At 70.0% G+C, this 25,913-nt stretch carries 31 protein-coding genes; 19 read left to right on the top strand and 12 right to left on the bottom strand.

Going from position 1 to position 25,913, the window contains the following annotated elements; genetic code table 11:
- Positions 1-81: 81 nt before the first annotated feature.
- Positions 82-1,119, bottom strand: a complete 1,038-nt coding sequence (locus ABD978_RS28290) for a substrate-binding domain-containing protein (protein WP_345361134.1) — start codon at positions 1,117-1,119, stop codon at positions 82-84.
- A gap of 196 nt (positions 1,120-1,315) precedes the next feature.
- On the opposite strand from ABD978_RS28290, the gene ABD978_RS28285 reads away from it, so the two are divergent.
- From ABD978_RS28285 to ABD978_RS28265, 5 genes are all read left to right on the top strand, one after another.
- Positions 1,316-2,119, top strand: coding sequence for a DeoR/GlpR family DNA-binding transcription regulator (locus tag ABD978_RS28285; protein WP_345361131.1), 804 nt, complete (start codon positions 1,316-1,318; stop codon positions 2,117-2,119).
- Positions 2,120-2,333: 214 nt separating this feature from the next.
- Positions 2,334-3,629, top strand: coding sequence for an ABC transporter substrate-binding protein (locus tag ABD978_RS28280; protein WP_345361128.1), 1,296 nt, complete (start codon positions 2,334-2,336; stop codon positions 3,627-3,629).
- 1 nt (position 3,630) lies between these two features.
- Positions 3,631-4,572: a carbohydrate ABC transporter permease gene (locus ABD978_RS28275; RefSeq protein ID WP_345361125.1), complete on the top strand. Its 942-nt coding sequence runs from the start codon at positions 3,631-3,633 to the stop codon at positions 4,570-4,572.
- A complete protein-coding gene (locus tag ABD978_RS28270; RefSeq protein ID WP_345361122.1) occupies positions 4,569-5,387 on the top strand; it encodes a carbohydrate ABC transporter permease in 819 nt (272 codons plus the stop codon). The genes ABD978_RS28275 and ABD978_RS28270 overlap by 4 nt, the downstream gene beginning before the upstream one ends.
- Positions 5,368-6,645, top strand: coding sequence for a glycoside hydrolase family 36 protein (locus ABD978_RS28265; RefSeq protein ID WP_345361119.1), 1,278 nt, complete (start codon positions 5,368-5,370; stop codon positions 6,643-6,645). Before ABD978_RS28270 ends, ABD978_RS28265 begins: the two co-directional genes overlap by 20 nt.
- 61 nt (positions 6,646-6,706) lie before the next feature.
- Here ABD978_RS28265 and ABD978_RS28260 read toward each other — a convergent pair whose 3' ends face one another.
- Positions 6,707-7,564, bottom strand: coding sequence for an oxidoreductase (locus ABD978_RS28260; protein WP_345361116.1), 858 nt, complete (start codon positions 7,562-7,564; stop codon positions 6,707-6,709).
- Between the two features lie 140 nt (positions 7,565-7,704).
- Between ABD978_RS28260 and ABD978_RS28255 the strand changes: the two genes are divergently transcribed.
- Positions 7,705-8,505: an SDR family NAD(P)-dependent oxidoreductase gene (locus ABD978_RS28255; RefSeq protein ID WP_345361113.1), complete on the top strand. Its 801-nt coding sequence runs from the start codon at positions 7,705-7,707 to the stop codon at positions 8,503-8,505.
- 51 nt (positions 8,506-8,556) lie between these two features.
- Here the strand turns inward: ABD978_RS28255 and ABD978_RS28250 are convergent, their stop codons facing one another.
- The 3 genes from ABD978_RS28250 to ABD978_RS28240 all read right to left on the bottom strand — a co-directional run bounded on the left by ABD978_RS28250 (position 8,557) and on the right by ABD978_RS28240 (position 10,167).
- A complete protein-coding gene (locus tag ABD978_RS28250) occupies positions 8,557-9,162 on the bottom strand; it encodes a TetR/AcrR family transcriptional regulator (protein ID WP_345361110.1) in 606 nt (201 codons plus the stop codon).
- Between the two features lie 70 nt (positions 9,163-9,232).
- On the bottom strand, positions 9,233-9,745 hold the full coding sequence (locus tag ABD978_RS28245; protein ID WP_345361107.1) for an ATP-binding protein: 513 nt from the start codon (positions 9,743-9,745) through the stop codon (positions 9,233-9,235).
- Positions 9,746-9,750: 5 nt separating this feature from the next.
- On the bottom strand, positions 9,751-10,167 hold the full coding sequence (locus ABD978_RS28240) for a hypothetical protein (RefSeq protein ID WP_345362515.1): 417 nt from the start codon (positions 10,165-10,167) through the stop codon (positions 9,751-9,753).
- Here ABD978_RS28240 and ABD978_RS28235 point away from each other — a divergent pair.
- Genes ABD978_RS28235 through ABD978_RS44030 form a run of 3 tightly spaced genes read left to right on the top strand, consistent with a single transcriptional unit; the run spans position 10,067 to position 11,134 of the window.
- A complete protein-coding gene (locus tag ABD978_RS28235; RefSeq protein WP_345361104.1) occupies positions 10,067-10,942 on the top strand; it encodes a helix-turn-helix domain-containing protein in 876 nt (291 codons plus the stop codon). The two genes, ABD978_RS28240 and ABD978_RS28235, sit on opposite strands and share 101 nt — an antisense overlap.
- A complete protein-coding gene (locus ABD978_RS28230; RefSeq protein ID WP_345361100.1) occupies positions 10,933-11,028 on the top strand; it encodes a DUF397 domain-containing protein in 96 nt (31 codons plus the stop codon). Before ABD978_RS28235 ends, ABD978_RS28230 begins: the two co-directional genes overlap by 10 nt.
- A 10-nt stretch (positions 11,029-11,038) precedes the next feature.
- Complete coding sequence (locus ABD978_RS44030; protein WP_425550774.1) at positions 11,039-11,134, top strand: DUF397 domain-containing protein; 96 nt, start codon at positions 11,039-11,041, stop codon at positions 11,132-11,134.
- 57 nt (positions 11,135-11,191) lie between these two features.
- Here the strand turns inward: ABD978_RS44030 and ABD978_RS28225 are convergent, their stop codons facing one another.
- Positions 11,192-12,025 (bottom strand): hypothetical protein, encoded by an 834-nt coding sequence (locus ABD978_RS28225; protein WP_345361097.1) that lies wholly within the window; start codon positions 12,023-12,025, stop codon positions 11,192-11,194.
- 19 nt (positions 12,026-12,044) lie between these two features.
- Positions 12,045-12,707, bottom strand: a complete 663-nt coding sequence (locus ABD978_RS28220; protein ID WP_345361094.1) for a TetR/AcrR family transcriptional regulator — start codon at positions 12,705-12,707, stop codon at positions 12,045-12,047.
- Between the two features lie 78 nt (positions 12,708-12,785).
- Between ABD978_RS28220 and ABD978_RS28215 the strand changes: the two genes are divergently transcribed.
- The 6 genes from ABD978_RS28215 (at position 12,786) to ABD978_RS28190 (ending at position 17,628) form a co-directional block, all read left to right on the top strand.
- Complete coding sequence (locus ABD978_RS28215; RefSeq protein ID WP_345361091.1) at positions 12,786-13,481, top strand: carboxymuconolactone decarboxylase family protein; 696 nt, start codon at positions 12,786-12,788, stop codon at positions 13,479-13,481.
- Positions 13,482-13,627: 146 nt separating this feature from the next.
- Positions 13,628-13,822: a hypothetical protein gene (locus ABD978_RS28210; RefSeq protein WP_345361089.1), complete on the top strand. Its 195-nt coding sequence runs from the start codon at positions 13,628-13,630 to the stop codon at positions 13,820-13,822.
- A 381-nt stretch (positions 13,823-14,203) separates the two neighbouring features.
- A complete protein-coding gene (locus tag ABD978_RS28205; protein WP_345361087.1) occupies positions 14,204-14,758 on the top strand; it encodes a hemerythrin domain-containing protein in 555 nt (184 codons plus the stop codon).
- Positions 14,755-15,663 carry a virginiamycin B lyase family protein gene (locus tag ABD978_RS28200; RefSeq protein ID WP_345361085.1) on the top strand — a complete coding sequence of 303 codons (909 nt, stop codon included), beginning with the start codon at positions 14,755-14,757 and terminating at the stop codon, positions 15,661-15,663. Before ABD978_RS28205 ends, ABD978_RS28200 begins: the two co-directional genes overlap by 4 nt.
- 292 nt (positions 15,664-15,955) lie before the next feature.
- The gene (locus ABD978_RS28195) at positions 15,956-16,504 is read left to right on the top strand and encodes a YceI family protein (protein ID WP_345361083.1); all 549 of its coding nucleotides are present in this window, start codon (positions 15,956-15,958) and stop codon (positions 16,502-16,504) included.
- Between the two features lie 167 nt (positions 16,505-16,671).
- Complete coding sequence (locus tag ABD978_RS28190; RefSeq protein ID WP_345361081.1) at positions 16,672-17,628, top strand: sigma-70 family RNA polymerase sigma factor; 957 nt, start codon at positions 16,672-16,674, stop codon at positions 17,626-17,628.
- A gap of 78 nt (positions 17,629-17,706) precedes the next feature.
- On the opposite strand, the gene ABD978_RS28185 is transcribed toward ABD978_RS28190, so the two are convergent.
- Complete coding sequence (locus ABD978_RS28185) at positions 17,707-18,897, bottom strand: FAD-dependent monooxygenase (RefSeq protein WP_345361078.1); 1,191 nt, start codon at positions 18,895-18,897, stop codon at positions 17,707-17,709.
- Between the two features lie 354 nt (positions 18,898-19,251).
- On the opposite strand from ABD978_RS28185, the gene ABD978_RS28180 reads away from it, so the two are divergent.
- Positions 19,252-19,674: a PPOX class F420-dependent oxidoreductase gene (locus tag ABD978_RS28180; RefSeq protein WP_345361075.1), complete on the top strand. Its 423-nt coding sequence runs from the start codon at positions 19,252-19,254 to the stop codon at positions 19,672-19,674.
- A 14-nt stretch (positions 19,675-19,688) separates the two neighbouring features.
- Here the strand turns inward: ABD978_RS28180 and ABD978_RS28175 are convergent, their stop codons facing one another.
- Both ABD978_RS28175 and ABD978_RS28170 read right to left on the bottom strand, forming a co-directional pair.
- Positions 19,689-19,988, bottom strand: coding sequence for an ankyrin repeat domain-containing protein (locus ABD978_RS28175; RefSeq protein ID WP_345361072.1), 300 nt, complete (start codon positions 19,986-19,988; stop codon positions 19,689-19,691).
- A gap of 126 nt (positions 19,989-20,114) precedes the next feature.
- Positions 20,115-20,744, bottom strand: coding sequence for an acetamidase/formamidase family protein (locus ABD978_RS28170; RefSeq protein ID WP_345361069.1), 630 nt, complete (start codon positions 20,742-20,744; stop codon positions 20,115-20,117).
- Between the two features lie 645 nt (positions 20,745-21,389).
- Between ABD978_RS28170 and ABD978_RS28165 the strand changes: the two genes are divergently transcribed.
- Together ABD978_RS28165 and ABD978_RS28160 are read left to right on the top strand one after the other, a co-directional pair.
- Positions 21,390-22,022 (top strand): HNH endonuclease family protein, encoded by a 633-nt coding sequence (locus ABD978_RS28165; RefSeq protein ID WP_345361066.1) that lies wholly within the window; start codon positions 21,390-21,392, stop codon positions 22,020-22,022.
- Positions 22,023-22,305: 283 nt separating this feature from the next.
- On the top strand, positions 22,306-23,208 hold the full coding sequence (locus ABD978_RS28160; protein ID WP_345361063.1) for a cation diffusion facilitator family transporter: 903 nt from the start codon (positions 22,306-22,308) through the stop codon (positions 23,206-23,208).
- A 112-nt stretch (positions 23,209-23,320) separates the two neighbouring features.
- Here the strand turns inward: ABD978_RS28160 and ABD978_RS28155 are convergent, their stop codons facing one another.
- Both ABD978_RS28155 and ABD978_RS28150 read right to left on the bottom strand, forming a co-directional pair.
- Positions 23,321-24,142: an ABC transporter permease gene (locus ABD978_RS28155; protein WP_345361060.1), complete on the bottom strand. Its 822-nt coding sequence runs from the start codon at positions 24,140-24,142 to the stop codon at positions 23,321-23,323.
- A complete protein-coding gene (locus ABD978_RS28150) occupies positions 24,139-25,083 on the bottom strand; it encodes an ATP-binding cassette domain-containing protein (protein ID WP_345361057.1) in 945 nt (314 codons plus the stop codon). Before ABD978_RS28150 ends, ABD978_RS28155 begins: the two co-directional genes overlap by 4 nt.
- 87 nt (positions 25,084-25,170) lie before the next feature.
- On the opposite strand from ABD978_RS28150, the gene ABD978_RS28145 reads away from it, so the two are divergent.
- Entirely contained in the window at positions 25,171-25,911 is a 741-nt protein-coding gene (locus ABD978_RS28145; protein WP_345361054.1) for a TetR/AcrR family transcriptional regulator, read from the top strand.
- Positions 25,912-25,913 lie beyond the last annotated feature (2 nt).

Raw genomic sequence — 25,913 nt, 5'->3', positions numbered from 1 at the left:
GGGTTGCGCACGGTGAGGCGGTACGGCGTGGCGGCGCCGCACCGCCCCGATCGACCGGCGGACGCCGGTGACATCAGGGGGTCAGGTGCACTTCACGCCGGACTGCCGCCAGTTCGTGGGGTCGACCATCTTGGTCGGGGCGAACGCCTCCTGTGGCATGGCCTTGCCCTGGCGGAGGTAGTCGACCATCGTCTGGACGGCGAGGCCGCCGACGTCGTAGCCGTTGATGAACAGCGCGGCCCGCATGCCGGTCTGCTTGCCGGAGCCCCAGTCCTTGCAGGCGAGGTACGCGCCGAGGCCGACGCCGTCGACGTCGGCGGCCTTGTAGCCGGCGTTCTGGATGGCGTTGACGGCGCCGGAGACGTTCTCGTCGTTGCAGCCCCAGACGACCCAGTGCTTGACCGAGTGGTTCCCGGAGACGGCGGCCGCGGTCTTGGACTGGGCGTCGGGCGGGGTGTTGTCGGTGCCGACCTTGACGACGCGGACCTTGACCCCGGCGGCCTGCTCGAACGCGGACTGCGCGGCGACGACCCGGTCGGTGCAGACGGTGACGTCCTGTTTCCAGGCGGCGATGATCGCGGTGTCGGCGGCCTTCCACCCCGCTTTCTTGAACTCCTCGCCGGCGCGCTGGCCGACCTGGGTGCCCATCTGGGTGCCGGAGAAGCCGACGCGCGGCACGAGCTGGTCCTTGGCGCACTTCGACGGGTCGGTGCCGTTCTTGCAGATCTGGTCGTCGCTGGACAGCAGGGCCACCTTGGCGGCCGCGGCGGTCTGCACGATCTGCGGGCCGACGGCCGGGTCCGGCGGCACGATGATCACGCCGTTGACCTTCTGGGCGATCGCGGCCTGGGTCTCCGAGACGGCCTTGTTGGTGTCGTTGCCGAGGTTGACGACCTTGACGTCCACGCCGCCGAGCTGCCTGGCCTTGGCCTGGGCACCCTGGGCCTCGTCGATGAAGTACTGCTGGTCCCCCTGTTTCTGCAGGTAGGCGATGGAGATCTTCCCGGAGACCTTCTTGCTCGCGTTGGTGGAGGTGCTCTCCTTGCCTGACGAACAGGCGGCAAGGCCGAGGACGACGGCGACCGCGATGGAGGCGCCGCCGAGTGCGCGTGTCCGCATGCTCTGCCTTCCTTCCGATGCTGGTCCGGTCCGGCTGCCCCCGAGGCTCCCGTCGAGTGATCCGACGATCGCCGCATTCGTACCTCCGTCAACACGAACCAACAAGACCCAAATAAGTCACCTGTTGGACAGCGTTGACATCTGTCGTTTCGGAGGGGACGCTGCCCCCGGTGCCCCGACGCGTGAAGGGGGGACGATGCTCGCCCAGCAGCGGCAGCAGGCGATCCTTGAGCTGGTCCAGCAGCGCGGCGGCGTCCGCGTGGCCGACCTCGTCCGGGCGTTCGGCGTCTCGGACATGACGATCCGCCGCGACCTCGAGGTGCTGTCCGATCGCGGGCTCGTCACGAAGGTGCACGGGGGCGCGACCACGGTCGGCACCGCGTCCACCGAGGAGCCCGGCTTCGCGGCCAAGTCGGTGCGCCAGCGGCAGGAGAAGGAGGCCATCGCCCGGCGCGCCGCCCAGCTCGTCCGCCCCGGCACGGCGATCGCCGTGTCCGCGGGCACCACCACGTGGACCCTCGCCCACCACCTGACGGACGTGCCCGACCTGACGGTGGTCACGAACTCCGTACGGATCGCCGACGTCTTCTACCGCGCCGCCCGCGCGGACCAGACGATCGTCCTGACCGGCGGCATCCGCACCCCCTCGGACGCGCTCGTCGGCCCGGTCGCGCTCAGCGCCATCCGGTCGCTCAACGTCGACCTGCTGCTCCTGGGCGTGCACGGCATGAGCACCCGCGCGGGGTTCACCACGCCCAACCTCATGGAGGCCGAGACCGACCGGGCCATGGTCACCGCGGCCCGCCGCCTCGCGGTCCTCGCCGACCACACCAAGTGGGGCACCGTCGGCCTGTCCACGATCGCGCGGCTGGGCGACGCCGACGTGCTGATCACCGACTCCGGCATCGGCGACGACGCCCGCAAGGCCCTGTCCGAGACGGTGGGCGAACTGGTCATCGTCGACGCCGGGCCCGTACGGGACGTGGACGACTCCCGCTGAAGCAGGCCTCTACCGAGTGGGGGACGACTCCCACCCGCATTTAGCAGGGACCTTTCCAATGACCCTTGACAGCGGCTCCTGCCCACAAGTAGGAAGTGATCCTACCAATACGTGTCAAGTCGCGTATCCGGCGAGCCTTTCCAGCGCGGAGCGGGTCTAGAGGTCGGAGGTCTCGAGTCCCTTTCGCTGTCCTGGCGGGAGATGGGTGGGCGCAGTGAAGAGAATCATCGCGCTGGGGACGGCGGCTGTGCTCGCCGTCGCCGCGATGACCGGATGCTCGGTCAAGGACGGCTCCGGCGGTGGCGGGGGCAAGGGCAAGAAGCAGATCACGTTCTTGGTGTTCGAGACGCCCAACCAGACCCCGCAGGTCTGGGACGCGGCGATCAAGCGGGTCACCGACAAGTACCCCGACATCTCGGTGAAGAAGCTCGTCTCGCCGACGCAGGACCGCACGGCGTACGCCAAGCAACTGCTCACCTCCGGGCAGCTCCCCGACGTGATGATCGCCGTCTCGCCGGCCGGGTTCGCCGAGGCCGGCAACCTGTACGCCTGGCAGCCGAACGAGCTGACGGACTTCAGTTACCCGAACAACGGCGCCGTGAACGGCAAGATCTACCAGCTCCCGGCCAACAGCCAGACGATCCCGGTCGTCTACTTCAACAAGGGCCTGTTCGCCAAGGCCGGCATCGCCACCCCGCCGAAGACGTACGGCGAGATGATGGCCGACGCGGCGAAGCTCAAGGCCAAGGGCATCACTCCGTTCGTGGTCGGCGGCGGCAAGGACATCCACGACGCGCTCGGCCCGACGTTCGCCGGCATCCTCGGCACGGACCTGTACGCCAAGAACCCGAACTGGATGCACGACCGCCGCGCGGGCAAGGTGAAGTTCGCCGGCCCGGACTACGTGAAGGCCGCCGGCAAACTCGCCGACCTCGCGTCCAAGGGCTACATCGACAAGCGGATGCTGTCGCAGGACTACGCCGCGACCCAGTCGGCGTTCCTATCCGGCAAGGGCGCGATGTACGCGATGGGCAACTGGTTCGCCGCGGCGGCCGACGACCCGAGGACCAAGCCCTCCTTCGACATCGGGCAGTTCTTCTGGCCCTCCGACGACGGCAAGCTCGCGGTGCCGACCTTCACCGGCGGCGGCCTGCTGGTCAACGCACACTCCAAGAACCTGGACGCGGCCAAGAAGTTCGCGCTCGCGTACCAGCTCGACAAGACCAACCTCGACGCCTCGACCAAGAACGACGGCCTCTTCCCGGCGATCAAGGGGTACACCCCGCCGGCGGGCTCCGGGCCCGTCTTCAAGACCGGCTACGACATGTTCAAGCGGGCTGAGTCCCAGAACGCGGTGGTCCCGGCGTTCGGCTTCGAGGCCGGCGACGACGGCATGCTGCCCGGTGTCGCGGACAAGTGGAGCACGTCGATGGGCGACCTGGTGACGGGGCGCAAGAGCGCGGCCGACGTCGGAAATCTCCTCGACTCCGAATGGCAGAAGGCCTCCTGACGTGGCGGTCGAAGTGGCGCGTCCGCCCACGCGGACCGGCTCGCCGGCGATCGCCCGCCGCCCGCGGCCGGTCTGGCCGCGTGTACGGCACTTCCTGTCCTTCGGCGCGCCGGGCGTGCTGGTCTACGTCTGCTTCGTGCTGGCGCCGATCGCCGTCAGCGTCGGGTACAGCCTGACCAACTACAACCCGTTCGGGCCGAAGACGAGGTTCGTCGGGCTGAGCAACTACAAGGACCTGTTCACGGACTCGGAGTTCCTCACCTCGTTGAAGGTCACGACGATCCTGACCCTCATCGTGGTGATCGTCCCGAACGTCCTGGGCCTGGGCGTGGCCCTGCTGCTCGACCGCCGGGGCCGGCTCTATGTCGCGCTGCGCAGCGTGTTCTTCACGCCTGTCGTGCTCAGCTCGGTCGTGGTCAGCATCGTCTGGACCCGTCTGCTCGCCGACGACGGCCTGGTCGACCAGGCGCTGCGCGGGATGGGCGTCGCGCATCCGCCAGGCTGGCTTTCCGACCCGTCGTACGCGCTGTACTCCGTGGGCGCGATCCTGTCCTGGCAGATGCTGGGCTTCTGCGTGGTCGTCTACCTCGCCGGACTGCAGGGCATCCCCCAGGAGTTGCACGAGGCGGCGGAGATCGACGGCGCCGGGCCGATCGAACGATTCCGGAAGATCACGTGGCCGCTGCTGGCCCCCGCGCTGACCATCAACACGATCGTCATGCTGATCACCGGGTTCAAGGCGTTCGACCACATCCAGGTGATCACGAACGGCGGTCCCGGCACCGGCACCACCGCGACGATCGCCTTCAACGTGCTGCAGACCGGCTTCAACGCGAACCGCCAGGGCTACGCCTCCGCGATGGCCATCGTCATGCTGATCATCGTGGCCATCGCCTCCGCGGTCGCGCTCCGAATCCTGCAGAAGCGAGAGGTGAGCCTGTGAGGCGCTCGATCCGGCCGCTCGTGGCCACCGCCGTCGCGGCGATCTTCTTCGTGCCGCTGTACGTCGTGTGCGTCAACGTCATCAAGCCCGGCCCGAAGATCGCCAAGTCGCCGGCGTCGCTGCCGATCCCCCCGACGCTGCACAACATCACCGCCGTGCTGACCCGCCCGGACCAGCTGTTCTGGGTGAGCCTCACCAACAGCGTCGTCGTCACGGCGCTGTCGATCCTCATCCTGACCGTGCTGTCGTCGATGCTCGGGCACTACCTGGCCCGCAGCAAGAGCCGGTGGGGCCGGTGGCTCACCCTGCTCCTGTTGTGCGGCCTGATGATCCCTCCGCAGGTCATCCTGATCCCGATCACGCAGGTGCTGCGGTTCGCGCACCTGATGACCACGATCCAGGGTCTCGTGCTGTTCAACGTGGGCTACTACGTGCCGTTCGGGGTGTTCGTCTTCACCGGCTTCACCCGGTCGATTCCCGTCGAGCTGGAGGAGGCCGCGGCGATGGACGGCGCCGGGCGGTTCCAGATCTTCTGGCGCATCGTCTTCCCGCTGCTGCGCCCGGCCACCGCCAGCGTGCTGATCTTCCTCGGCGTGTGGATCTGGAACGACTTCATCGACCCGCTGGTCATCCTCGGACCGGGCCAGGGCACGACGATCACGACCGGCATCTACCGGGCCATCGGGCAGTACCAGGCCGACTTCGGCACGGTCTTCGCCCTGATGTTCCTGGCCACGCTGCCGGTACTGATCTTCTACCTCGCACTGCAGAAGCACTTCGTGAAGGGTCTCACCGGTGGCGCGACCAAGGGTTGATTCCGAGAAGGGCCGGGTGTACGAGCACGGCTGGCAGAGCTGGAGCCCCTCGACGACGTACCCCGTCACCGCGACGAGCCACCGCCCGGTGGAACCGGTGATGCAGACCATGTGCTGGCGCCCCGGCCGCCCCGGCCCGGAACAGGGGTTCCAGGGCGAGGGCCTGCTCGCCGTCGATCCCGGCGACGGCGGCCCGGTCCGGGTGTACGCCGCACCCGACGGCACCAAGGAGGTCCCCTCGATCCGGGCGGCCTACGCCGACGGCGCGCTCGCCGTCGAGGCGGACGGCGAGATCGAGGAGACGGCCTTCGAAGGACCTCTCGAGGTGGCGCTCGCCGCGTGGGCCGACGACTTCGCGGCCCGCGTCGGCGCGCGCGCCCCCCGCCGCCCGCCGACGGCCTGGTGCTCCTGGTACCACTACTTCGGCGCGGTCACCGAGGACGACGTCCTGGAGAACCTCGACGCCGTCGGCGAGCACGACCTGCCGATCGACGTGATCCAGATCGACGACGGCTGGCAGGCGGAGATCGGCGACTGGCTCACCTACTCCGGGCGGTTCTCCTCGCTCGAACGCCTGCCCGACCGCATCCGCGCGGCGGGACGGCGGCCCGGCATCTGGGTCGCGCCGTTCCTGGTCGGCGCGCGCAGCGACCTCGCCCGCGCCCACCCCGATTGGCTGACCGGCGACGCGGGCCACAACTGGGACCAGGACCTGCGGGGTCTCGACGTGGCTCGCGCGGAGGGCCACCTCCGCGAGGTCTTCGGCACCCTGCGGTCGTGCGGCTTCGACTATTTCAAGCTCGACTTCCTTTACGCCGGGGCGCTCGGCGGTCTGGACGCCTACCGGCACGGGCTGACGGTCATCCGGGAGACGGTCGGCCCGGACGCGTACGTGCTGGGCTGCGGCGCGCCGATCCTGCCGAGCGTCGGCCTGGTCGACGCGATGCGTGTCTCCCCCGACGTCGATCCCGCGTACGAGCCGGCGGGCGGCGACATGTCCCGCCCGTCGCAGCGGGCCGCCACGACGACGACGGTCGGCCGCGCCTGGCAGCACGGCCGGTTCTGGGTCAACGACCCGGACTGCCTCATCGCCCGGCCGGCGGTCGAGCGCCGCGAGGAATGGGCCCGCACGGTCGAGCGGTACGGCGGCCTGCGGGCGTCCTCGGACCGGATCGCCGATCTCGACGGCTGGGGCCTGGCCACCACCCGCCGCCTGCTGTCCGAGGTCCCCGCCCCGGCCACGCCTTTCGTCCGCTGACCACCGTCGGCACCGTGGACGACGGCCCACCGGTGCCGGCGCGGACGACGTGCGAGCGCCCCTACCCGAGCTCCGCCATGTCCTCGGCGCTCAGGGTCAGCGAGCCGGCGGCGACGTTCTCCTCCAGGTGCCGCAGGGAGCCGGTGCCGGGGATCGGCAGGATGTTCGGGGACCGGGCCAGCAGCCAGGCCAGGGCCACCTGCGGCACGGTCGCCTCGTGGCGTGCGGCGACGGCCTCCAGGCGCTCGGCCGTGATGGGCCGGAAACCGCCGACCGGGAAGAAGGGCACGTAGGCGATGCCCGCCTCCGCGCAGACGTCGACGAGCGGGTCGTCGTCGCGCTGCGCGAGGTTGTAGAGGTTCTGGACGCAGGCGATCGGCGCGATCGCGCGGGCCTGCTCGAACTCCGCGCCGGTCACGTTGGAGACTCCGAGGTGACGGATCAGGCCCTCCTCGCGGAGCGCGAGCAGCGCTTCCAGGGGCTCGGCCAGAGACGTCTGGGAGCGGTCGAGGTCGCCCATCCGCAGGTTCACCACGTCCAGACGGTCCACGCCGAGCGAGCGCAGGTTCGCCTCCACGCCGCGGCGCAGGTTGTCGGGTGTGAGACCGGTCTTCTCCTCGGCGGGCAGGGCGATGTCCGAGCCCTCGACCAGCGCCCCGACCTTGGTCACGATCACCAGGTCGTCCGGGTAGGGGTACAGCGCCTCTCTGATCAGGTCGTTGGCCGCCACGCCGTCGCGCGCGTAGTAGTTCGAGGTGTCGAGGTGGTTCACCCCCAGCTCGACCGCCCGGCGCAGCACGGCCAGAGCGGTCTCCCGGTCGGGCCGGTCGCCGCTGGGCCAACCGGTCAGCTTCATCGTGCCGTACCCGATCGTCGCGACGCTCAGATCGCCGCCCAGCGCCCACCGTTCAGTCGTCACGATCACCCACCTTAGGGCCCGGCCTGACGCCGTTTAAGCACCGCGCCGAGGGAGCTAAGTCTACAGTTGTATACTTCACTCGCAGTGACGTCCTCCCCCGTCGTCATGGCGCGGGGTCCCCTCGACGGAAGGCCACGAAGATGAACCTCGAACTCTCCGGAAAGCGCGCTCTCGTCACCGGATCGAGCGCCGGGCTCGGTGCGGCCATCGCCAAGTTGCTGGCAGCGAAGGGCGCCGAGATCGTGATCCACGGACGGAACGAAGGGCGCGTGGACGAGATCGCGGAGGCGATCCGTGCGGCCGGTGGGGCCGCCACCACGGCACTGGGCGACCTGACCACCGACGAGGGCGCCGCGGACGTCGCCCGGGCGGCGACCGCTGACGGCCCCATCGACATCCTCGTCAACAACGCCGGCTTCTACCGGCACCTGTCGTGGGCGGACGCGACCCCTGCGGAGTGGAGCCACACCTACAACGTCAATGTCGTCTCGGGCGTTCGGATGATTCAGCATCTGGTCCCTGCGATGCGGGAGCGCTGCTGGGGCCGGGTCGTCACGGTCGGTGGTGGTCTCGCCCTTCAGCCGATGAACACCCACCCGCAGTACAACGCCACGCTGGCGGCCCGGCACAATCTCGCGGTGTCACTGGCCCGCGAGCTCAAGGGCACCGGTGTCACCTCGAACGTGGTGTCGCCCGGAGCGATCCTCGTTGAGGCGACGAAGGAATTCGTCACGGGGATCGGCCCCGCCCGCGGGTGGGGCGACACCTGGGAGGAGATCCAGCCCAACGCCGTCGAGGCCCTCATCCCGAACGACCACGGGCGGTTCGGCAGGCCTGAGGAGATCGCGGCAGCGGTGGCGTACCTGTGCAGTGACTACGCCGAATACGTCAGCGGAGCGACGATCCGCGTGGACGGCGGGCTCATCCGCTCCGCGTTCTGAACCCGACGGGGCCGGACCGACGCCCCCATCGCCGACTCGGATCCGCCCGGCTCAGTCGGCGGCGCGGTCGGCGACGGGCGCGACGTCGCCCGACCGGCAGATCGGTTCGAGCATGCCGGTCAGCAGGTCCGCGAGACGGTCGTCGTCGGCCGCGGAGAGCACACTGGTGTTGATGACGGCGCGCAACAACCAGGTCCCCGCGACCAGCGCAAGCCCGAGTTGAGCCCGGACGTCCGCCTCGGAACCGCCCAGCAGCGTCGCCAGGCGGGCGCCAACGTGGGCCTCGATGCCCTGTCGGACGATGTTCGCCGCCTCGGGATCCGGCGCGGAACGAAGCATCAGGAGGAACGGGTCGAGGCGCTCCGCGTCAGGCGCCGTACGTTCGGCAAGCGTGTGCGCGATGGCACGTGCCAGATCGCGGCGTTCGCCACCGACGACGGTCGGCGGGCTGAACGAACGGTCCACGGCTTCGGCGAAAAGACCCTCCTTCGATCCGAAATAGCGGTTGATCATCATCGCCGTCACGCCCGCTCGTTCGGCGATCTGGCGGACCCCGGCTCCGGCGTATCCATGCTCGGTGAACTCGACGACCGCAGCAGCGAGGATCGCTTCACGCGTCGCGGCGGCGTCGCGTCGATGAGCGGGCTGGGCACTCATGGAGACGAGCATACGAGGCGTCGGTATACGGCCGTAGATGAGGCCCGGAGGGCCTGCGGCGCGATGAGGGTCATTCGTTTGTTCGGCCGGGTGACACGGACCGCAGGCGCGCCCAGACGACGCGGGTGCCGTCCCGGTGCCGGTAGGTGCCGTAGTGGTCGGCCAGGGCGGCGATGCCGTACAGGCCCAGCCCGCTCTCCGGCAGGTCGTCGCCTTCCTCGATGGCGGCGCCGACCGGGTCCCGATTCGGGAGCCGGGGCTCCTTCGGCCCGCCCGCGTCGATGACGTGGATCTCGCCGAAGGTGGGCCAGCGGCACAGCGCGACGGTGAACGTCCCGCCGGGACGCCCGGACGCCGAGTGGCGGATGGCGTTCGTGGCCAGCTCGCCGGTGATCCATGCCGCGTTCCCGGCGAACGGAGCGTCGGCGAACAACTCACTCACCAACGTACGGGCGGCGCCCACCTGGTCGGGCGTGCCGGCGAAGCGGCGCTCCCAGCGCAGCATGCCCGGTCGCCTGGCGGCCACCCGGCCGCCGAACGGCCGCCACTTCTCCCCTCGGTCGATATCCGGCCCAGGAATCATCGTGATCATCCCTCCCCTTGATAGGAGCGCGCGCGAAGGGCGGCGCTGCGCGAGAACCGCTTTCCGTCGTGCAGTTCGAGGCTTTTTCGGGCGGCCGCCGGATAACGCTGTACGAGACGGTCCAGAAGGGTGAGGTCGACCGCTATCGACGTTCCCTCAGAGCCGAGCGATTCGAGGACGTCGCGGAGCCGGTCGACGGACCGCCTGAGCTCATCCGGCGACGTCATGGTCGTGCCGCGCGGCAGGTGTAGATGTCCGGACGATTCTTCGACATTGCATGAGAAGTACCTCCGTCGCTGATTTCCACCCCCACAATGGCCAATGCGCTTTACCCTGAGAACGGCCTTGACCGCAGGGCCGATGCCAACAGGCCACGCCAGGTTGGCGTGGAGCGGGATAAAATCCGGCGAAAGGGGTGTCATGGGCAGACAATCGAGCCCAACGCTCATCACTCTCGGACGGCTCGTACGCACATATCGCGATGCGTCCGAAATGCTGCAAAAGGACCTCGCCAACCGCCTCGGTTACTCCGACGGCTGGCTCAGCAACCTCGAAACCGGCCAGCTACGCCCCCGCAGCGAACAGGTCGCCTCCATCGAAGAGGCCCTGTCCCTCCCCCGCGGCGCCCTCATGGCCGTCTACGACCAGCTCGACAACGAATGCCTCCCAGGCTGGTTCCGCCCCTGGCTCGAAGAGGAGAAGAGAGCCACGCTCGTCCGGTCGTTCGCCCTGGTGCTCGTCCCCGGACTCCTTCAGACCGTGGACTACGCGCGGGCCCTGCTCCCGGGCGACGAGCCCGCCGTCGCGGCGCGAATGGAGCGCCAGGCCATCAGGCACCAGGAAACGCCACCGGCGCTGCACTTCGTACTCGACGAGGCCGCGCTCTACCGAGAGCGCGGCGGAGCCAAAGTCATGCACGACCAGCTCATGGCGCTGGCGGAATCGACCTCTCCCCGGCTCACGGTTCAGGTTGTACGCTCGGCGGTGAACCCCCGAAGCCTGGGAACGTTCACCATCGCGACCGTGGACGGGAACGACGTGGCCTACGTGGAGACAGCCGTCAAAGGCATCGTCACGAGCGGCCGAGATGACCTGGCGGTCCTCTCGGAGGCGTGGGAGACCATCAAGGCGCACGCCATGCCCCAGCACGAGTCGATCGAATTCATTCGCAACATGGCGGAGGAACGATGGGCCTGAACAACACCGACTGGCGCAAGTCGAGCCGCAGCGGAGAAAACGGCGGCGAGTGCGTCGAAGTCGCGACGATCGACCGCGACGCCTGACCCGCGAACCATGGACCCGAAAAACGCCGAGTGGCGCAAGTCGAGCCGTAGCGGTCAAAACGGCGGCGAGTGCGTCGAGATCACCACAATCGACCGAAGCGCGTAGCACGCATCCCCCGAGCGTCCCCCGTCCTTGAACACCGGAGCCAAGGGCGGGGGCCGTCTATTCGGGCGTGACGGCGGTCAGGTAGTCGGCGATCGAGTCCGCCGTGACGGCGGCGCAGCGGCACCAGTCGACGAGGCGAAGGTCGAACGAGCGCATGGCGTCGTCGAGGGCGTCGGTCAGAGCGGTGAGCCGCTCCGGTGCTTCGGGTCGTTCGATGGTCGCGCAGAGGGTCGTGGCGAGGTCGCCTTCGGCGAGCCCATAGAGGACGAGCGGGCCGACGGCGAAGGCGAACGAGTCGGCGACGAGGCCGGCGGCGCCCCGATAGCCGACTCCGGCGTAGCGGTGGTCGGTCGGCGGCAGCATGTCGGACAGCCGCTGGAGGGGCACCGGGTGCGGCAGCGGCCGGACGGGGCCGGTCCGTACGTGGATCGCGTCGAAGCCGTACAGCCGGCCGTTTTCGTCGCGGCGGGCGTGCTCGTCGTAGATGCGGCGTACCGCGAGCAACTCGGTCGCGACCTGGTCGTCGAGTTCGGCGGAGACCATCTCGACCTGACGCCAGGTGTCCTCGTGGATCTCGAAGGCCGCCCCGTCGTGAGCCTGACCACCGGACGGGGGCAGCGGGTCGTAGAGGGTCGGCATCGAGTACAGGATGTCGCTGGGGCGCATCGACTCGACACGACGGACCGTCAGCGTCAGGGTGCCGGCCGCCACGAACCGGTCGGCCGTCGGCGGTTCGGCCCGCCGCACCGACCATTCCGTGTCGCCGAGGTGGAGGACCGTGTCGACCTCGAAGGTGTCCGGCAACGTCTCCGCCGCGACTTCGCTGCGGCCGAGCTCCTGACCGGTCTCGGCGTTGACGAACACGACGCGTACCGTCTTCGTACCGGTCATGGCGGATGATCTTATTCGGCTACGAACCGCCCGGCAGGCGAACGCCGACGAGCTTGGTGAGGAAGCGGTCGATCTGGTCTTCGAGCGGCGGCCAGGGGAGGTCGGGCTCGTTGACGCGCATCGACACGGCGCCGTGGACGGCCGCCCTCAGGTCGAGTGATACCGCCGCCGCGTCGTCGGCGGGCGCGAGGCCCGCGTCCATGCAGCGCTGCACGGCCGCCGTGGTGCGGTCGGTCAGGTCCTCCTTGAACGCCAGGTGCGTCCGCTGGTTGAGGGTGCTCTCGTGGAGCACCTTGTAGAGGCCAGAGTGCCGGCCGACCCAGGAACCCAGGAAGAGCAGCCGGGCGCGCAGCCGGGCCGCCGGGTCGGCCGCGCCGGTCTCGGCCTGGTCCAGATCGCGCACCAGGTCGCGGTGGCAGCGCTCCAAGGCCGCGTAGACGAGGGCGTCGCGGTCCTCGAAGTGGATGTAGACGGAGGTCGCGGCGATGCCGACCTCTCGCGCCACGGCGCGCAGGGACAGCGCCTCGTCGTCACCGAGGTCGTTCAACAGCCGGAGCGTGGCGGACAGGATCTCGTCCCGCAACCGTTCGCCCTGGCCCCGGGGGTTGCGGCCGCGCGCGCGGCGGCGTGCGGGGCTCCGCTCCTCGGAGATCTCGTCCTGCGCTGAGGGGGTCTCGTCCATGGCTCGCCCATTGTAAGGGAACGACTATTGCCTTACAGTTGTAGCGCTACATTCGTCTACCTACTGAGGGGGTCCCGCATGCCACTGCCCTTCGACACCCACGCGAAGGCACTCGACCCGGTGTTCGCGGAGATGAGCGCCGCCACCGACCACGTGCTCTGGGAGGAGACTCCGGAGCTGTCGACGCGGGAGAAGATCCTGCTGTCCCTCGTCGCCGACGTCTCCCAGCAGACGCTCGGGCTGCCGTACGAGGCCCACGTCGTGACGGCGCGGGAACACGGCCTGTCGGCCGACGAGCTCCGGGAGCTGCTCCGCTTCATCTCCTACGACAGCGGATATCCCGCCGCGCTGGCCGCCCTGGCCCGCCTGACCGAGATCGAGCAGGAGAAGAACCTGCCCGGCCCCACCGGGCTCGGCCACCAGGTCGACGCGGACGGCTCGGCGAGCCCGATCCCGGCTCCCACGCGGAAGGCGGTGCGCAACCTCGACGCGTCCTTCGCCGACTTCATGGACCTGCAGTCCCGCATGCGGGCGGGCATGAGCCTGCTGAGCGCGCGCGAGCGCGCGTTCGCGACGATGACGGTCGACGTGCTGTACCAGACGCTGGACGAGAGCTTCCGCGTCCACGTCACCCGCGCCCTCAGAGCGGGCGCCACTCCCGACGAGGCACGCGCGGTGGTGCGCTTCTCCGCCCGCTTCGGCATGACCAAGGCCTGGCGCGCCCTCCGGGTCCTGGAGGCGCTCTTCACCGAGACCGGAACCGTCTTCGCCTGATCTGATCCGCCCGGCGAGGCGTCCGCCGCCTGCCCGGGCCGCTCGACGTACCGCGCACGCTACGACTGGCCAACTCGTCTTCGGGACAGACGATCTTCTTTAAGCAGTCTCGCGAATCCCGCGAGACCCAATCAGGGGAGATTCGAATGGCCACGCAAGAGGAGAAGGACGCCGCGATCCGCTACTTCAAGGAGAGCGGTGAGAACAAGCCGAGGGACACCCGCTCCGGCCCGTCTTCGAGCCGGTCCTCGGGCCGGTCCTCACGGTCCTCTTCGGGTGGCTCGACTGTGGGCGGCGTCATCGCGAAGATCGCGGAGATCGCCGGCGACGTCTGGCCCTGAGGGCCGGCCGGCGGTGATCCGCTGCCATGCTGAACGCAGGGGCCCGGCCGTCGCGCCGGGCCCCTTTGCTCTCGGACGGCAGCCGACCCGTGATGATCACGAGCCTCGACTCCGTCGGCGCGAGGCGGAGAGTTGATCACCATCGCGGCGCCGTGATAGGCAATTCCCTGTGTCGCGTGTCGGCGCCAGGGGGACGGCGTCGGCATGGAGGCATGTGATCAAGGAGACCGCCATGCGTCCACGTCTTCTTTCCCGCTGAGTGACGCCGGGGCCCACGTCGGCCCCGACCGCGGTCCAGCCAGACCCGTCATCGCCGCCGTCGGCCGCGCAGCCGATTCCGGCGATCCGTTCCGTCTGCTCTCCTTGATCGAAAGCTGCTTCATGCCCTTGCCTCCCCCTGAATCCACCCCGCGTTCGCCCGGTTCCGGTGCCCGGGCACGGGCCCTCGGCCGGCAACTGATCGAGGTTCATCAGTGGCTCCGTGAGGAGCTGGCGCGGCTCCGCGACGAGGTCGCCGACCACGCCGGCGACGCGAACCCCCAGGCTCCGGCTCCGCTGCGGGCGCACTGCACGGCCTTCTGCCAGGCACTGACCCGGCACCACACCGGCGAGGACACCGCCGCGTTCCGGGTTCTCGGTGAGCGGTTCCCCGAGCTGGTTCCGGTGCTGGACGAGCTGCGGCGCGATCATGAGCTGGTCGCCGACATCCTCCGCAGGCTGCAAGGGCTCCTCACGACGCTGACCCCGGACAACGCCGAACAGGTAGGGCGGGAGCTCGACGGACTGACCGCCATCCTCGAATCCCACTTCCGGTGGGAGGAGAGAAGACTCGTGGACGCCTTCGACGCCCTCCAGACCCCCTCCGCGAGCGAAGAACTGTTCGGCCTGACCATCGAACGCGTCGCCGCCGAACACCACCGAAAGGAGAGCCGATGACCTCCGTGTCCATCGTCGAACAGGTCGTCTCCGGCCCGGGCGCGGGACCGTACGCGATCACGACCGGGCCGGACGGGGCGCTGTGGTTCACCCTGATCCACAGCGGCCAGATCGGCCGTCTGGTCCCCGGCGGCGAGCCCACGAGCCACCGGCTCGATCCAGAGTGCCGGCCGACGATCATCGCCGCCGGGCCGGACGGCGCGCTCTGGTTCAGCGAGTACCAGGCACACCGGATCGGACGGATCACGACCGACGGCACGATCGCGGAGTTCCCGCTCCCGAGTCCGGACCGCGGACCGTTCGGCATCGCCGCCGGGCCGGACGGGGCGCTGTGGTTCACCGAGACCACCGCCGACCGCATCGGCAGGATCACCACCGACGGCCAGGTCACCGAGTTCCCGCTCCCGACCGGCGCCCTCCCCTCCATGATCACCGTCGGCGCCGACGGCGGGATGTGGTTCACCCTCAACCAGGCCAACGCGATCGGCCGCATCGGCATGGACGGGGAGACCGCCGTCCACCCGCTGCCGACCGAGGGCGCCGCGCCGGTGGGCATCGCCACGGGCGCGGACGGCGCGCTGTGGTTCGTGGAGATGGACGCCGGCCAGATCGGCCGGATCGACACCGACGGCGTGATCACCGAGTTTCCGCTGCCCGACCGGTCCGCCCGCCCGCACGCCATCACCCCCGGCGACGACGGCCGGCAGTGGTTCACCGAATGGGGCCGCAACCGCGTCGGCTCGATCACCCCGGACGGCACGATCCAGGTGCACGCCCTGCCCACCCGGAACTCCGAACCGCACGGCATCGCCCTCGGCCCCGACGGCTCGCTGTGGACGGCACTGGAGATCGGCGCGCTCGCCCGCGTCACCGTTGGAGCCGAGAGCGTACGGACCGGGCTCTGACCGCCTGCGAACGACCGCCGGAGTGACCGTGGCGCTCCGCCCACGAGGGCGGCGCCGAGCGGAACGCTCGGGGGGAGCGGGATGACGGTGGCGCCATGCCACCGTCATCCCGCTTCGCCGACGCGATGACCGAGCGTTCGGGACACCTCAGTGGCGGGTACCGACCCGCTGGGGCGGAATGCGGGGCGTGCGACGCCGGTTCGAAAAGTGCGGGACGGAGTTGTGTTCGGTTGAAGTTTCAACTAAACTCCGAACCGTTCCGATCGTTGAAGATTCAAGCACAGGAGCGACCATGAGCGTAACCGCCGCCGAGCTGGGCCTGACCGCCGGCACCTGGAACATCGACCCGGCCCACTCCGAGGTCACCTTCACCATCCGCCACCTCATGTCCAAGGTTCGCGGCTCGTTCACCGCGTTCAGCGGCTCCGTCGAGATCGCCGAGGACGTGCTGGCCTCCACCGCCACCGCCGAGATCGAGATCACCTCGATCGACACCCGCAACGCCGACCGGGACGCGCACGTCCGGTCCGCCGACATCCTCGACGTCGAGAACCACCCGACGATGAAGTTCGTGACGAAGGGCGTCCGGAGCGAGGGCGGCAAGAACCTCCTCGACGGCGAGCTCACGATCCGCGGCGTCTCCCGCCCGATCACGCTCGACGTCGAGTTCAACGGCGTCGGCGAGGACCCGTGGGGCGGCACCCGCGCCGGCTTCACCGCCACCGGCTCGCTCTCCCGCAAGGAGTACGGCATCGAGTTCAACGTGCCGCTGTCCGGCGACAAGGCCCTCCTCGGCGACAAGGTCGACATCTCCCTGGAGATCCAGGCCGTTCGCGCCTGACACCTCTCGCATCACGGTCGCCATGACGCACCATGGCAGAGAGCACCTGCGGCAACGCCTCGGGTGCTCTCTGTCGTGTTGAGGGTGCCCGCAATCGGGTATCGCGGAACAGCAGAGGACACATCCGCGTTGATCCGTTTGGGATTCGATGTGAGAGCGAGGTGGCCATGGCGGCGACCACGAATGACGGCAGGCGCGTCAGGCGGCCGGGACGGGCGGCGGACGGCGACCTGCTGGGGGCCTATCTCGACGAGATCGCCGCCACGCCACTGCTGAGCGCCGAAGAGGAGATCGAGCTCGCGCTGGCGATGGAGGCCGGGCTGCTGGCCCACAACCACCTCGACGAGGGCACGCTGCCGGACGGCGCGACCCGCGAGGAGCTGGAGGAGCTCGCGACCCGCGGCGACGCCGCGAAGGACCGCTTCATCCTGGCCAATCTCCGTCTCGTCGTCAGCGTCGCCCGGCGGTACCCCACGGACGGCCTGAGCCTGCTCGACCTGATTCAGGAGGGCACGATCGGCCTGATCCGGGCCGTCGAGGGCTTCGATCCGCGGCGTGGTTTCAAGTTCTCCACCTATGCGACCTGGTGGATCCGGCAGGCGATCGGCCGGGCGCTGGCCAACTCGTCGCGGTCCGTACGGCTGCCGGGCGCGGTGCACACCGACGTGAACCGGCTGCGCAAGGCCCGCCGTGAGCTCGTGCTGCTGACCGGTTCGGAGCCGACCAGCGAGGAGCTGGCCGCCGAACTGGACCTGCCGGTCGAGCGCATCGGCGAGCTGGACCGCTGGGACCGCACCCCGGCGAGCCTGGACGCGGTGGTCGGCGAGGACGAGGAGACCTCGCTCGGCGACCTGCTGGCGGACGAGAGCACCCCGTCACCCGAGGACGAGGCCATGGCCGGCGTCCAGCTCGAGATCATCGACGACATGCTGGAGCGCCTGGAGCCGCGCGAGGCGACCGTACTGCGGGCCCGGTTCGGCCTGGAGGACGGCACCGAGCACAGCCGCCGGGAGATCGCCAGCCGCCTCGGTGTGTCCGCCGAGCGGGTCCGCCAGATGGAGCTGGCCGCCCTGCGCCGCATGCGGGAGATGGCCCAGCGCATGGACGTGCCCCTGGCCGCGTGACGCGGTCGCCACGACGAAAACGACGAACGGTCCGGTCCGCGAGCAGCGGCCGGACCGTTCTCTTATGCCCTTCGGCTGTCAGGTCGCGGAGGCGAAGGCGGGAAGGGTGAGCGCCGAGTGCTCGGGGCGTTCGGTCTCACCGGGCAGGGCGGTGAGCCGGCGCAGCGCGTCGTTGCGCTCGGCCAGGGCCTCCGGGGTGCTGGGGAAGAGGGCGGCGTTCCCCTCGGTGACGAGCGCCTGGTTCAGCTCGACGAACGCGCGCGTGGACCGTTCGTACGCGGTGAACGCCGCCGTGTGGTCCGGCGCGGTGGCCAGTTCACCGGCGAGCATGTACGCGCCGACCAGCGCCAGGCTCGTCCCCTGCCCGGTGAGGAACGACGGCGCGTACGCGGCGTCCCCGACGAGGGCGACCCGCCCGGCGGACCACCGGGGCAGGTGGATCTGGCTGACGACGTCGAAGAAGAGGTCGTCGGAGGCACGCATGGCCGCGGTCATGCGCGGGATCTCCCACTCCTCGTCGGGGAAGACCGACGCGACGAGGTCGCGTTGCGCGTCCGGGTTCCGGAAGGCGGCGAAGGGCGGCTCGGGGCGGGTGAAGCTCAAGATGCCGAACAGCTCGTCGCCGGCGGCGTAGAGGGCGGCGGCCCGGCCTGGCCTGTTCCACATGACGCCTTCGTGGGAGAGGCCGAGGTCGTCGGGCATGGTGAAGCCCGCGAAGCAGTACCCGATGTAACGGTGGAAGGGCTCCTCCGGGCCGAGGACGAGACGCCTGGTGTGGGAGTGCAGGCCGTCGGCGCCGACGACGAGGTCGAACGTGCGCTTGGCCCCGCTGCGGAACGTCACGTCCACTCCCCCCTCGTGGTCGTCGAGGGCGGCGATGGAGTCGTCGAAGAGGAACTCGGTGTGGTCGCGGACCGCGTCGTACAGGATCTCGGCGAGATCCCCCCGGGGAACCTCCAGGTCCGAGCCCTCGGCTCCGCCGACCAGGGCGGCGGGCCGGAGCGAGGTGATCGGACTGCCGTCGGGGTTCAGGAAGGTGAGTCGCCGGGTGCCGACGTGGACCTCCCGCAGTTGGGAATGCACTCCCATGCGCCGGACGACCTCGAGCGCGGTGCCCCGGATGTCGATGGGGTAACCGCCGCCGCGCAGCGCCGCCGCCTTCTCCACGACCGTGACGTCGAAGCCGTACCGGCCGAGCCAGAAGGCCAGGGCCGGACCGGCGATGCTGGCGCCGGAGATCAGGACGGTGCCTCTCGTCGAACCGCTCATCGCTGCTCCTTCCAGTCGCACCGCCGGAACGAGCGGCTACTTAGCTACCTTAGGTAAACTTTTTGACGGCGTGGTGGACCTCCGGTCGCTGCGCCGTCCGAGGCAGACTATATACCTAACTTAGATATTCAAAGAAGGATTCATGGTCGCCAAACGACCCGCCGATGGCGACCCTGGCGCAGAGATCGATCTCCTGGCGATGCTTCCGCGGCTGTCGACGACGACCGGCCGTCGACGCCCTGAGAGGGGCGCTGCGCGGTGGCGCGGACGGGTGTGGCAGCGTGGAGATGCATCCCGTCGATCACCCGGCGTGGCCGCCCCACGGGGCCGCGCATCGCAGAAGGAGGACGCGTCATGTCGAAGCCGCCGCTCCCGGAGGACGCGATCGCCATGCTGAAGAAGCCCAACCCCGCCGTCATCGCCACCGTGCGATCCGACGGGCAGCCGGTGTCCACGGCCACCTGGTACCTGTGGGACGACGGCCGGGTGCTGATCAACATGGACGGGGGCCGCAAGCGGCTCGACCACCTTCGCAACGACGCCCGGGTCACGCTGACGGTCCTCGACTCCGATAACTGGTACACCCACGTGACCCTCATCGGCCACGTGACCGAGATCCGCGACGACGAGGACCTCTCCGACATCGACCGGCTGTCCGTGCAGTACGGGGGCCGGCCGTACCCGCAACGGGACCGCGGCCGGGTCAGCGCCTGGATCGAGATCGACCGCTGGCACGGCTGGGGCAGCTTCCGGGACAGCGACCAGGCGTCCGGCTGACGCGGCCCCTGGCGCTACCCCTCGAACCAGGCCAGGAGGTCGTCATGGCCGAACATCCGGGCGGCCTCGACGGCTGAGGGGTTCCCCGCGGTGGGGTCGGCGCCCGCGTCGGGCGTCTGGCCCCGGTCGTTCGTGTCCGCGTGGCCGTGGTAGGCGGCGAGCATCAGCAGGGAGTCGCCCTTGTCGTTGGTGAGGTCGGCCGGGACGCCGGCGTCGACGTACGCGGCCAGCGCCGCGGCCTGGCCGGTCCGGGCGAGGCCGAACAGCCTGGTGGCGAATCCGACCAGGTCGGAGTCGTCCATCGCCTCCAGCATGCCACGCACAGGAAACGCCGGGGGGCGCGGGAGACGAGTCGCTCCCCCCGGCGTCGGTGCCTCCTGACGGTTTCCGAACGCTATCCGCTAGGCACTCACCTCCTCCTTCGCGCGCCTGCGCGAGCTTCAGGCGACGTCGGCGGTCAGACCGGCGACGGTCGCGTCAAGGGAGCTGGTCGTGAGCGGCATGAGCACCGGTTCGGTGATCCGGAACCGTTCGACTCCCCGCTTGGTCAGATGCATGCGCAGGTCGATCCAGCCGTCGGCGGTACGGCAGCGGCCCCGCTCGAGAAAGTGCAGGTCTCCCACGGAGATGCGGGCACCGGCCACGTGCACGGGCAGCAGGATCTGCGACCGTGGCGTGAGGGCCCGGCAGGAGGCCCGGTCCCGGTACGCGGCGACGTGGGCGTGTCCGGCCGTGGTCGGCGCGACGCGGCCGAAGACCGCGCCGGTCGGATCACCGGCGGGGTCCCGGAGCATCGCGTGCGACGGGGCGAGACCGAGGATGCCCGGGTGCGCGCCGGTCGCGGGGCGGCCGTCCGTACCGCCGATGCCGAGCACCTCGACCATGAGAAGGTCGCCGGGCTCCGCGCCGACCACTCCGACCGGGCCACACAGCAGCTCGCCGCCCTGACACCGCATTCGAACGGAGCCGCCCGCGATCAGTTCGGCGACGGGCGGGATCTCCGGATGCCAGCGATCGTGACCGGGCAGGTGGTGCACGGTCGGAACCGGGGCGACGGGCGTGAACAGCAACGTTTCGGTCCCTTCTCACGCTGGCTCTCGAACACCTCAATCCTGCACTTGGTGCTGTTTCAGGGTGGTTTCACAGCGCTTAATCCCTCGTCAACTGGCCCTCACCGGCGTGAGCCGCGCAGGTCGGCCGACGCGCACGCACGTTCACCCCCGCCCGGAACATCGGCTAAGGGACGACAGAGCCGAGGACCGCACCGTCCCTGACCGGGCGGAACTCGGAGGTGACCGGGTCGCGTTCAGATCACCGGATGCGGCGGGGCGGGCGGGTTCGGCGGAGGCTGGTTCGGACACCCCGCTCAGGTGTGCCAGGTCACGGCAAAGCTCCGGGCAAAGCTCGGATGACCAGGGCACCCTTTGATCACCCCACCCTCCCTCCGGAGATGAACGCGCCGTGGCCGGTGAGCGGCAGGGCGCTGTACGCGGCGGAGGCCCGCGCTGAACCTTGTCGCGGCGCGGATGAGCGGCTCGCGACTCTTCGCCCAGCTCACGATGCGTCACGGGCGATTTACGACGAATTAAGGAGTATTGAGGATCAACAGGTGACATTTCGCCACCTGTCACGTTCGGCGACTCTCCGTGTGTCGACTGCTCCGTACCTGTCCAGTCCCCCGCCTGGCCGGAGCAGCGGGCAGGAGGAGAACGCTCGTGAAGCGAGCCTTCGCCGCCGTCACCGCAACGCTGTCGCTCGTCGTCGCGCTGACGGCCGCCACGGCCGGAACCGCGAACGCAACCCCGCCGAACATCCCCTCCGCGAGTACCGCGGCGTCCCGGCTGGCCACGCTCACCGTCGCCGCCGAGAGCCACCAGTCCACCTACGACCGCTCACTGTTCCCGCACTGGATCACCATCAGCGGGACGTGCAACACCCGCGAGGAGGTGCTCAAGCGGGACGGCACGAACGTCGTCACCGACTCGAGCTGCGCCGCCACCTCCGGGCGCTGGTACAGCCCGTACGACGGGGCGACCTGGACCGCCGCGTCCGACGTGGACATCGACCACATGGTCCCGCTCGCCGAGGCCTGGCGGTCCGGCGCGTGGGCGTGGACGACCGCGCAGCGCCAGGCGTACGCCAACGACCTGGGCGGCCCCGAGCTGTGGGCCGTCACCGACAACGTGAACCAGGCCAAGGGCGACCAGGACCCCACGACCTGGAAGCCGTCGTTGACGTCGTTCTGGTGCACCTACGCGCGCGCCTGGATCCAGGTCAAGTGGTACTACAACCTGACCCTGCAGAGTGCGGAGAAGTCCGCGCTGACCAGCATGCTGAACACCTGCTGAGCCGGCGCCGTACGGCCCCGGGCACGAGCCCGGGGCCGTACGGACGTCCAGTCGAGGATTCCCGGCTACCGCGAGCGGTTCGCAACCGCGTGACCTGCGTAGGTATCGAGATGCTGCAGCCGTGATCCTCCGCGATCCTGGGCCCATGACCGATCACCAGTCAGCCGCCGGCCATCAGCACGGCCACGGATATGGGCACGTTGAATCGTCCGGGTGGTGGGGGAAGATCACTCATCTGGTGCGGCCGCATTCCCATGAAGCGGCCGACAAGGTGGATGCGGCGATGGAGTCCTCGGCCGAGGGAATGCGGGCGTTGTGGGTCTCCCTGGCCGGGCTCGGCGCCACCACGGTGATCCAGGCGCTCGTCGTCGCCTTCTCCGGGTCGGTCGCTCTGCTGGGCGACACGCTGCACAATGCCGCCGACGCGCTGACGGCGGTGCCGCTGGGAGTGGCGTTCTGGCTGGGCCGCCGCTCGCCGACCCGTCGCTACACCTACGGCTACGGGCGGGCCGAGGACCTGGCCGGCGTGGTGATCGTGACGACCATCGCGGCCTCCTCCGTCGCCGCCGCCTACGCCGCCGTCCAGCGCCTGGCCCACCCGCAGGACGTGTCGAATCTGTGGGCGGTCGCCGCGGCGGCCCTGGCCGGGTTCGCCGGCAACGAACTGGTCGCCCGCTACCGGATCCGCGTCGGTCGCAAGATCGGCTCTGCCGCCTTGATCGCCGACGGGCTGCACGCCCGCACCGACGGGTTCACCTCCCTGGCCGTCCTTGCGGGGGCGGCCGGAGCCGCTCTGGGCTGGCGCCAGGCCGACCCGATCGTCGGCCTGCTCATCACCATCGCGATCCTGTCCGTCCTGCGCCAAGCCGCCCGCGAGGTCTACCGGCGGCTCATGGACGCCGTCGACCCGGCCCTGATCGACCACGCCGAGACGACCTTGCGCGCCACCCCCGGCGTGCTGGGCCTTGGGCAGGTACGGATGCGCTGGATCGGCCACCACCTACGCGCCGAATGCGACGTCATCGTCGACGCCGGCGCGACCGCCGTCCAGGCGCACACGATCGCGGTCGACGCCGAGCACGCCCTCATCCACGCGATCCCCCGCCTGAGGGCCGCCACCGTCCACGCCGACCCCGACCCCCGCGGCGGCACCGACCACCACGCGCCGCTGACCGCCCACCGTTGAGCGTCCGCGCGGTCGCCGCCGGGGCCGATCGCCGCCGTACCTGCCCGCGAGAGGACCATCGACGCCGGACCACGGGGCCGAAGGCCCGTCCGCGCCCCACCGGCTCTGGCCTTCACCGGCCCCGGCGCGTATAGGTGCGGACCGACAGCGGGACGAACACCACCAGCAGCGCGGCCGACCAGAGCAGGACGGCGGCCACCGGATGCGCGAGCGGCCAGGCCACGTGCCCGGACGGGGCACCCGGATTGCCGAACAGCTCCCGGGAGGCGGCGGTGAGCGCGCTGACCGGGTTCCAGTCGGCCAGGAACCGCAGCCACCCTGGCATCCCGCCCGTGGGGACGTACGAGTTGGACAGCATCGTGACCGGAAAGAACAGCGGCACCAACTGGTCGGCGACCTGGTCGTTCTTCACCACCAGGCCCACGTAGACGCCCGCCCAGCTCAGCGCGTACCGCAGCACCATCAGCAGCAGGAACGCCTCGGCCGTGGGAATCAGGCCGCGGTGGGGCTGCCATCCCACCAGCAGGCCCGCCCCCACCATGATGGCCAGCGACAGCAGACCGGTCAGGGAGTCGGCGCCGGTCTGCCCGAACGGCACCGCCGACCGCGCCATCGGCATGGACCGGAACCGGTCCATCACGCCGCGGGAGGCGTCGGTGGCGACCCGCACCATGACTCCCATCACCGACGAGAAGGTCACCATCGAGAACAGCCCGGGCATGAGGTACTCGCGGTAGTTCCCGCCGCCCGGCACCTGGATCGCGCTGCCGAAGACGTACCCGAACAGCACGACCATGATGGCCGGGAAGATCAGTGCGGCGATGAGTTCCCCGGGGTTCTGCCGCAGGCGTCCCAGCTCGCGGCCGACCAGGGTCAGCCCGTCGGTGAACGTCCAGCGCAGGCGGCGGCTCATCGGCGAGGTGAAGGCGGTCATCGGACGGGCTCCTTCCGGTCGGTGAGGCGCAGGAACACCTCGTCGAGGGTGGGGCGGCGCAGGCTCACGTCGGCTGCGGCGACCCCGGCGCGGTCCAGCTCGCGCACGATGTCGGCGAGCCGGAAGCCGCCGCCGGGCAGGGCGACGCTGAGCCGGTCGGCGTCCGTGATGGTGGGATCGGTCCCGGCCAGGGCGTTCAGCACGGTCGCCGCCGGCCCCAGTGCGCCGGGGTCTTCGAGGACGACGTCGAGGCGGTCCCCGATCGTGGCCTTCAGCTCGTCGGGAGTGCCGGTCGCGATCACCCGCCCGTGGTCGATGACCGCGATGTCGTCGGCCAGCCGGTCGGCCTCGTCCAGGTACTGCGTGGTGAGCAGCACCGTGGTGCCGTCCGCCACCAGCTCGCGGACGCTGTCCCAGATCTCGCCGCGGCTGCGCGGGTCCAGGCCGGTGGTCGGCTCGTCCAGGAAGAGCACCTCGGGGCGCAGGATGAGGCTGGTGATCAGGTCGAGGCGGCGCCGCATACCGCCGGAGTAGCCGGTGACCTGACGATCGGCGGCGTCCATCAGCCCGAAGCGTTCGAGCAACTCGTCGGCCCGCCGATGCGCCTCGCGCCGGGACAGGTGGGACAGGCGCCCGAACATGCGCAGGTTGCCGCGGCCGGTGAGCTTCTCGTCCACGGCGGCGTACTGGCCCGCGAGCCCGATCCGCTCGCGCACCTTGCCGGCCTCGCGGACCACGTCATGTCCCGCGACGCGGGCATGCCCGGCATCAGGGTCGGACAAGGTCGCGAGGATCCGCACCGCGGTCGTCTTCCCCGCGCCGTTCGGCCCCAGAACACCACAGACCGTTCCCCTCGGGACGCTCAGGTCCAGACCCCGCAACGCATGGGTGTCGCCGAAGGACTTGTGCAGCCCCTCGGCGACCACGATCGGATCCGCCATGACCACCTCCACTGAGTACGTTGTACGCGGTTATGACGGCCAAGTTAGATCACTGGGTACCATGTACGCAACTAGGAGGGTGGAACGGTGACCGACGCCGAGTACGTGAGCATCTGGATGCGGCCCGAGCGCCCGGCCCGCGGGCCGAAGCCGACCTACAGCCGCGCGCAGATCACCGAGACCGCGGTCCGGATCGCCGACGCCGAGGGGCTGGAGGCCGCCACCATGCGGCGGATCGCCGCCGAGATCGGGGCCGGCGCGATGTCCCTCTACCGATACGTCCCGAGCCGTGACGACCTCATCGCGCTCGTAGCCGACCGGCTGATGGGTGAGATCGACGTCGAGGGCATGCCCTCCGGCGACTGGCGCGCGGACCTGACGCGCTACGCCGACGGACTGCGGGCGATGTGGCTGCGGCACCCGTGGATCGCCACCGTGCACCGGTCACTACCCGACTTCGGCCCCAACCAGTTGCTGCTCATCGAACGGGTGATGGGGGTGCTCGACGCCCACGTCCCCATCGACGAGAATTTCGTCCTCATGGCCATTCTGAACGGCTACGTCGAAAGCACCGTCCGCGGGGAGATCAGCGGGGCCGAGGAGGCCCGCCGCAGCGGGCTCAGCGAGTCGGAGTGGATGGAGCGGAGCTACCCGCACGTCCAGCAGCTTGTGGAGAGCGGTGAGTACCCGATCTTCACCAAGATCGTGATGGAGGCGCGCCAGCCGCACCTGGGCCCCGACGACCAGTTCCGGTACGGCCTGGAACGCGTCCTCGACTGCATCGCCGCGGCCCTCCCTGCAACGGTCGAGCCCGGTACTAGGAGCTGACC

The organism is Actinoallomurus liliacearum, from assembly GCF_039542035.1.
GTDB classification, from domain to species: domain Bacteria; phylum Actinomycetota; class Actinomycetes; order Streptosporangiales; family Streptosporangiaceae; genus Actinoallomurus; species Actinoallomurus liliacearum.
Note: the sequence above shows the minus strand (reverse complement) of the source record. Positions and strands in the feature narration are given on the sequence as shown.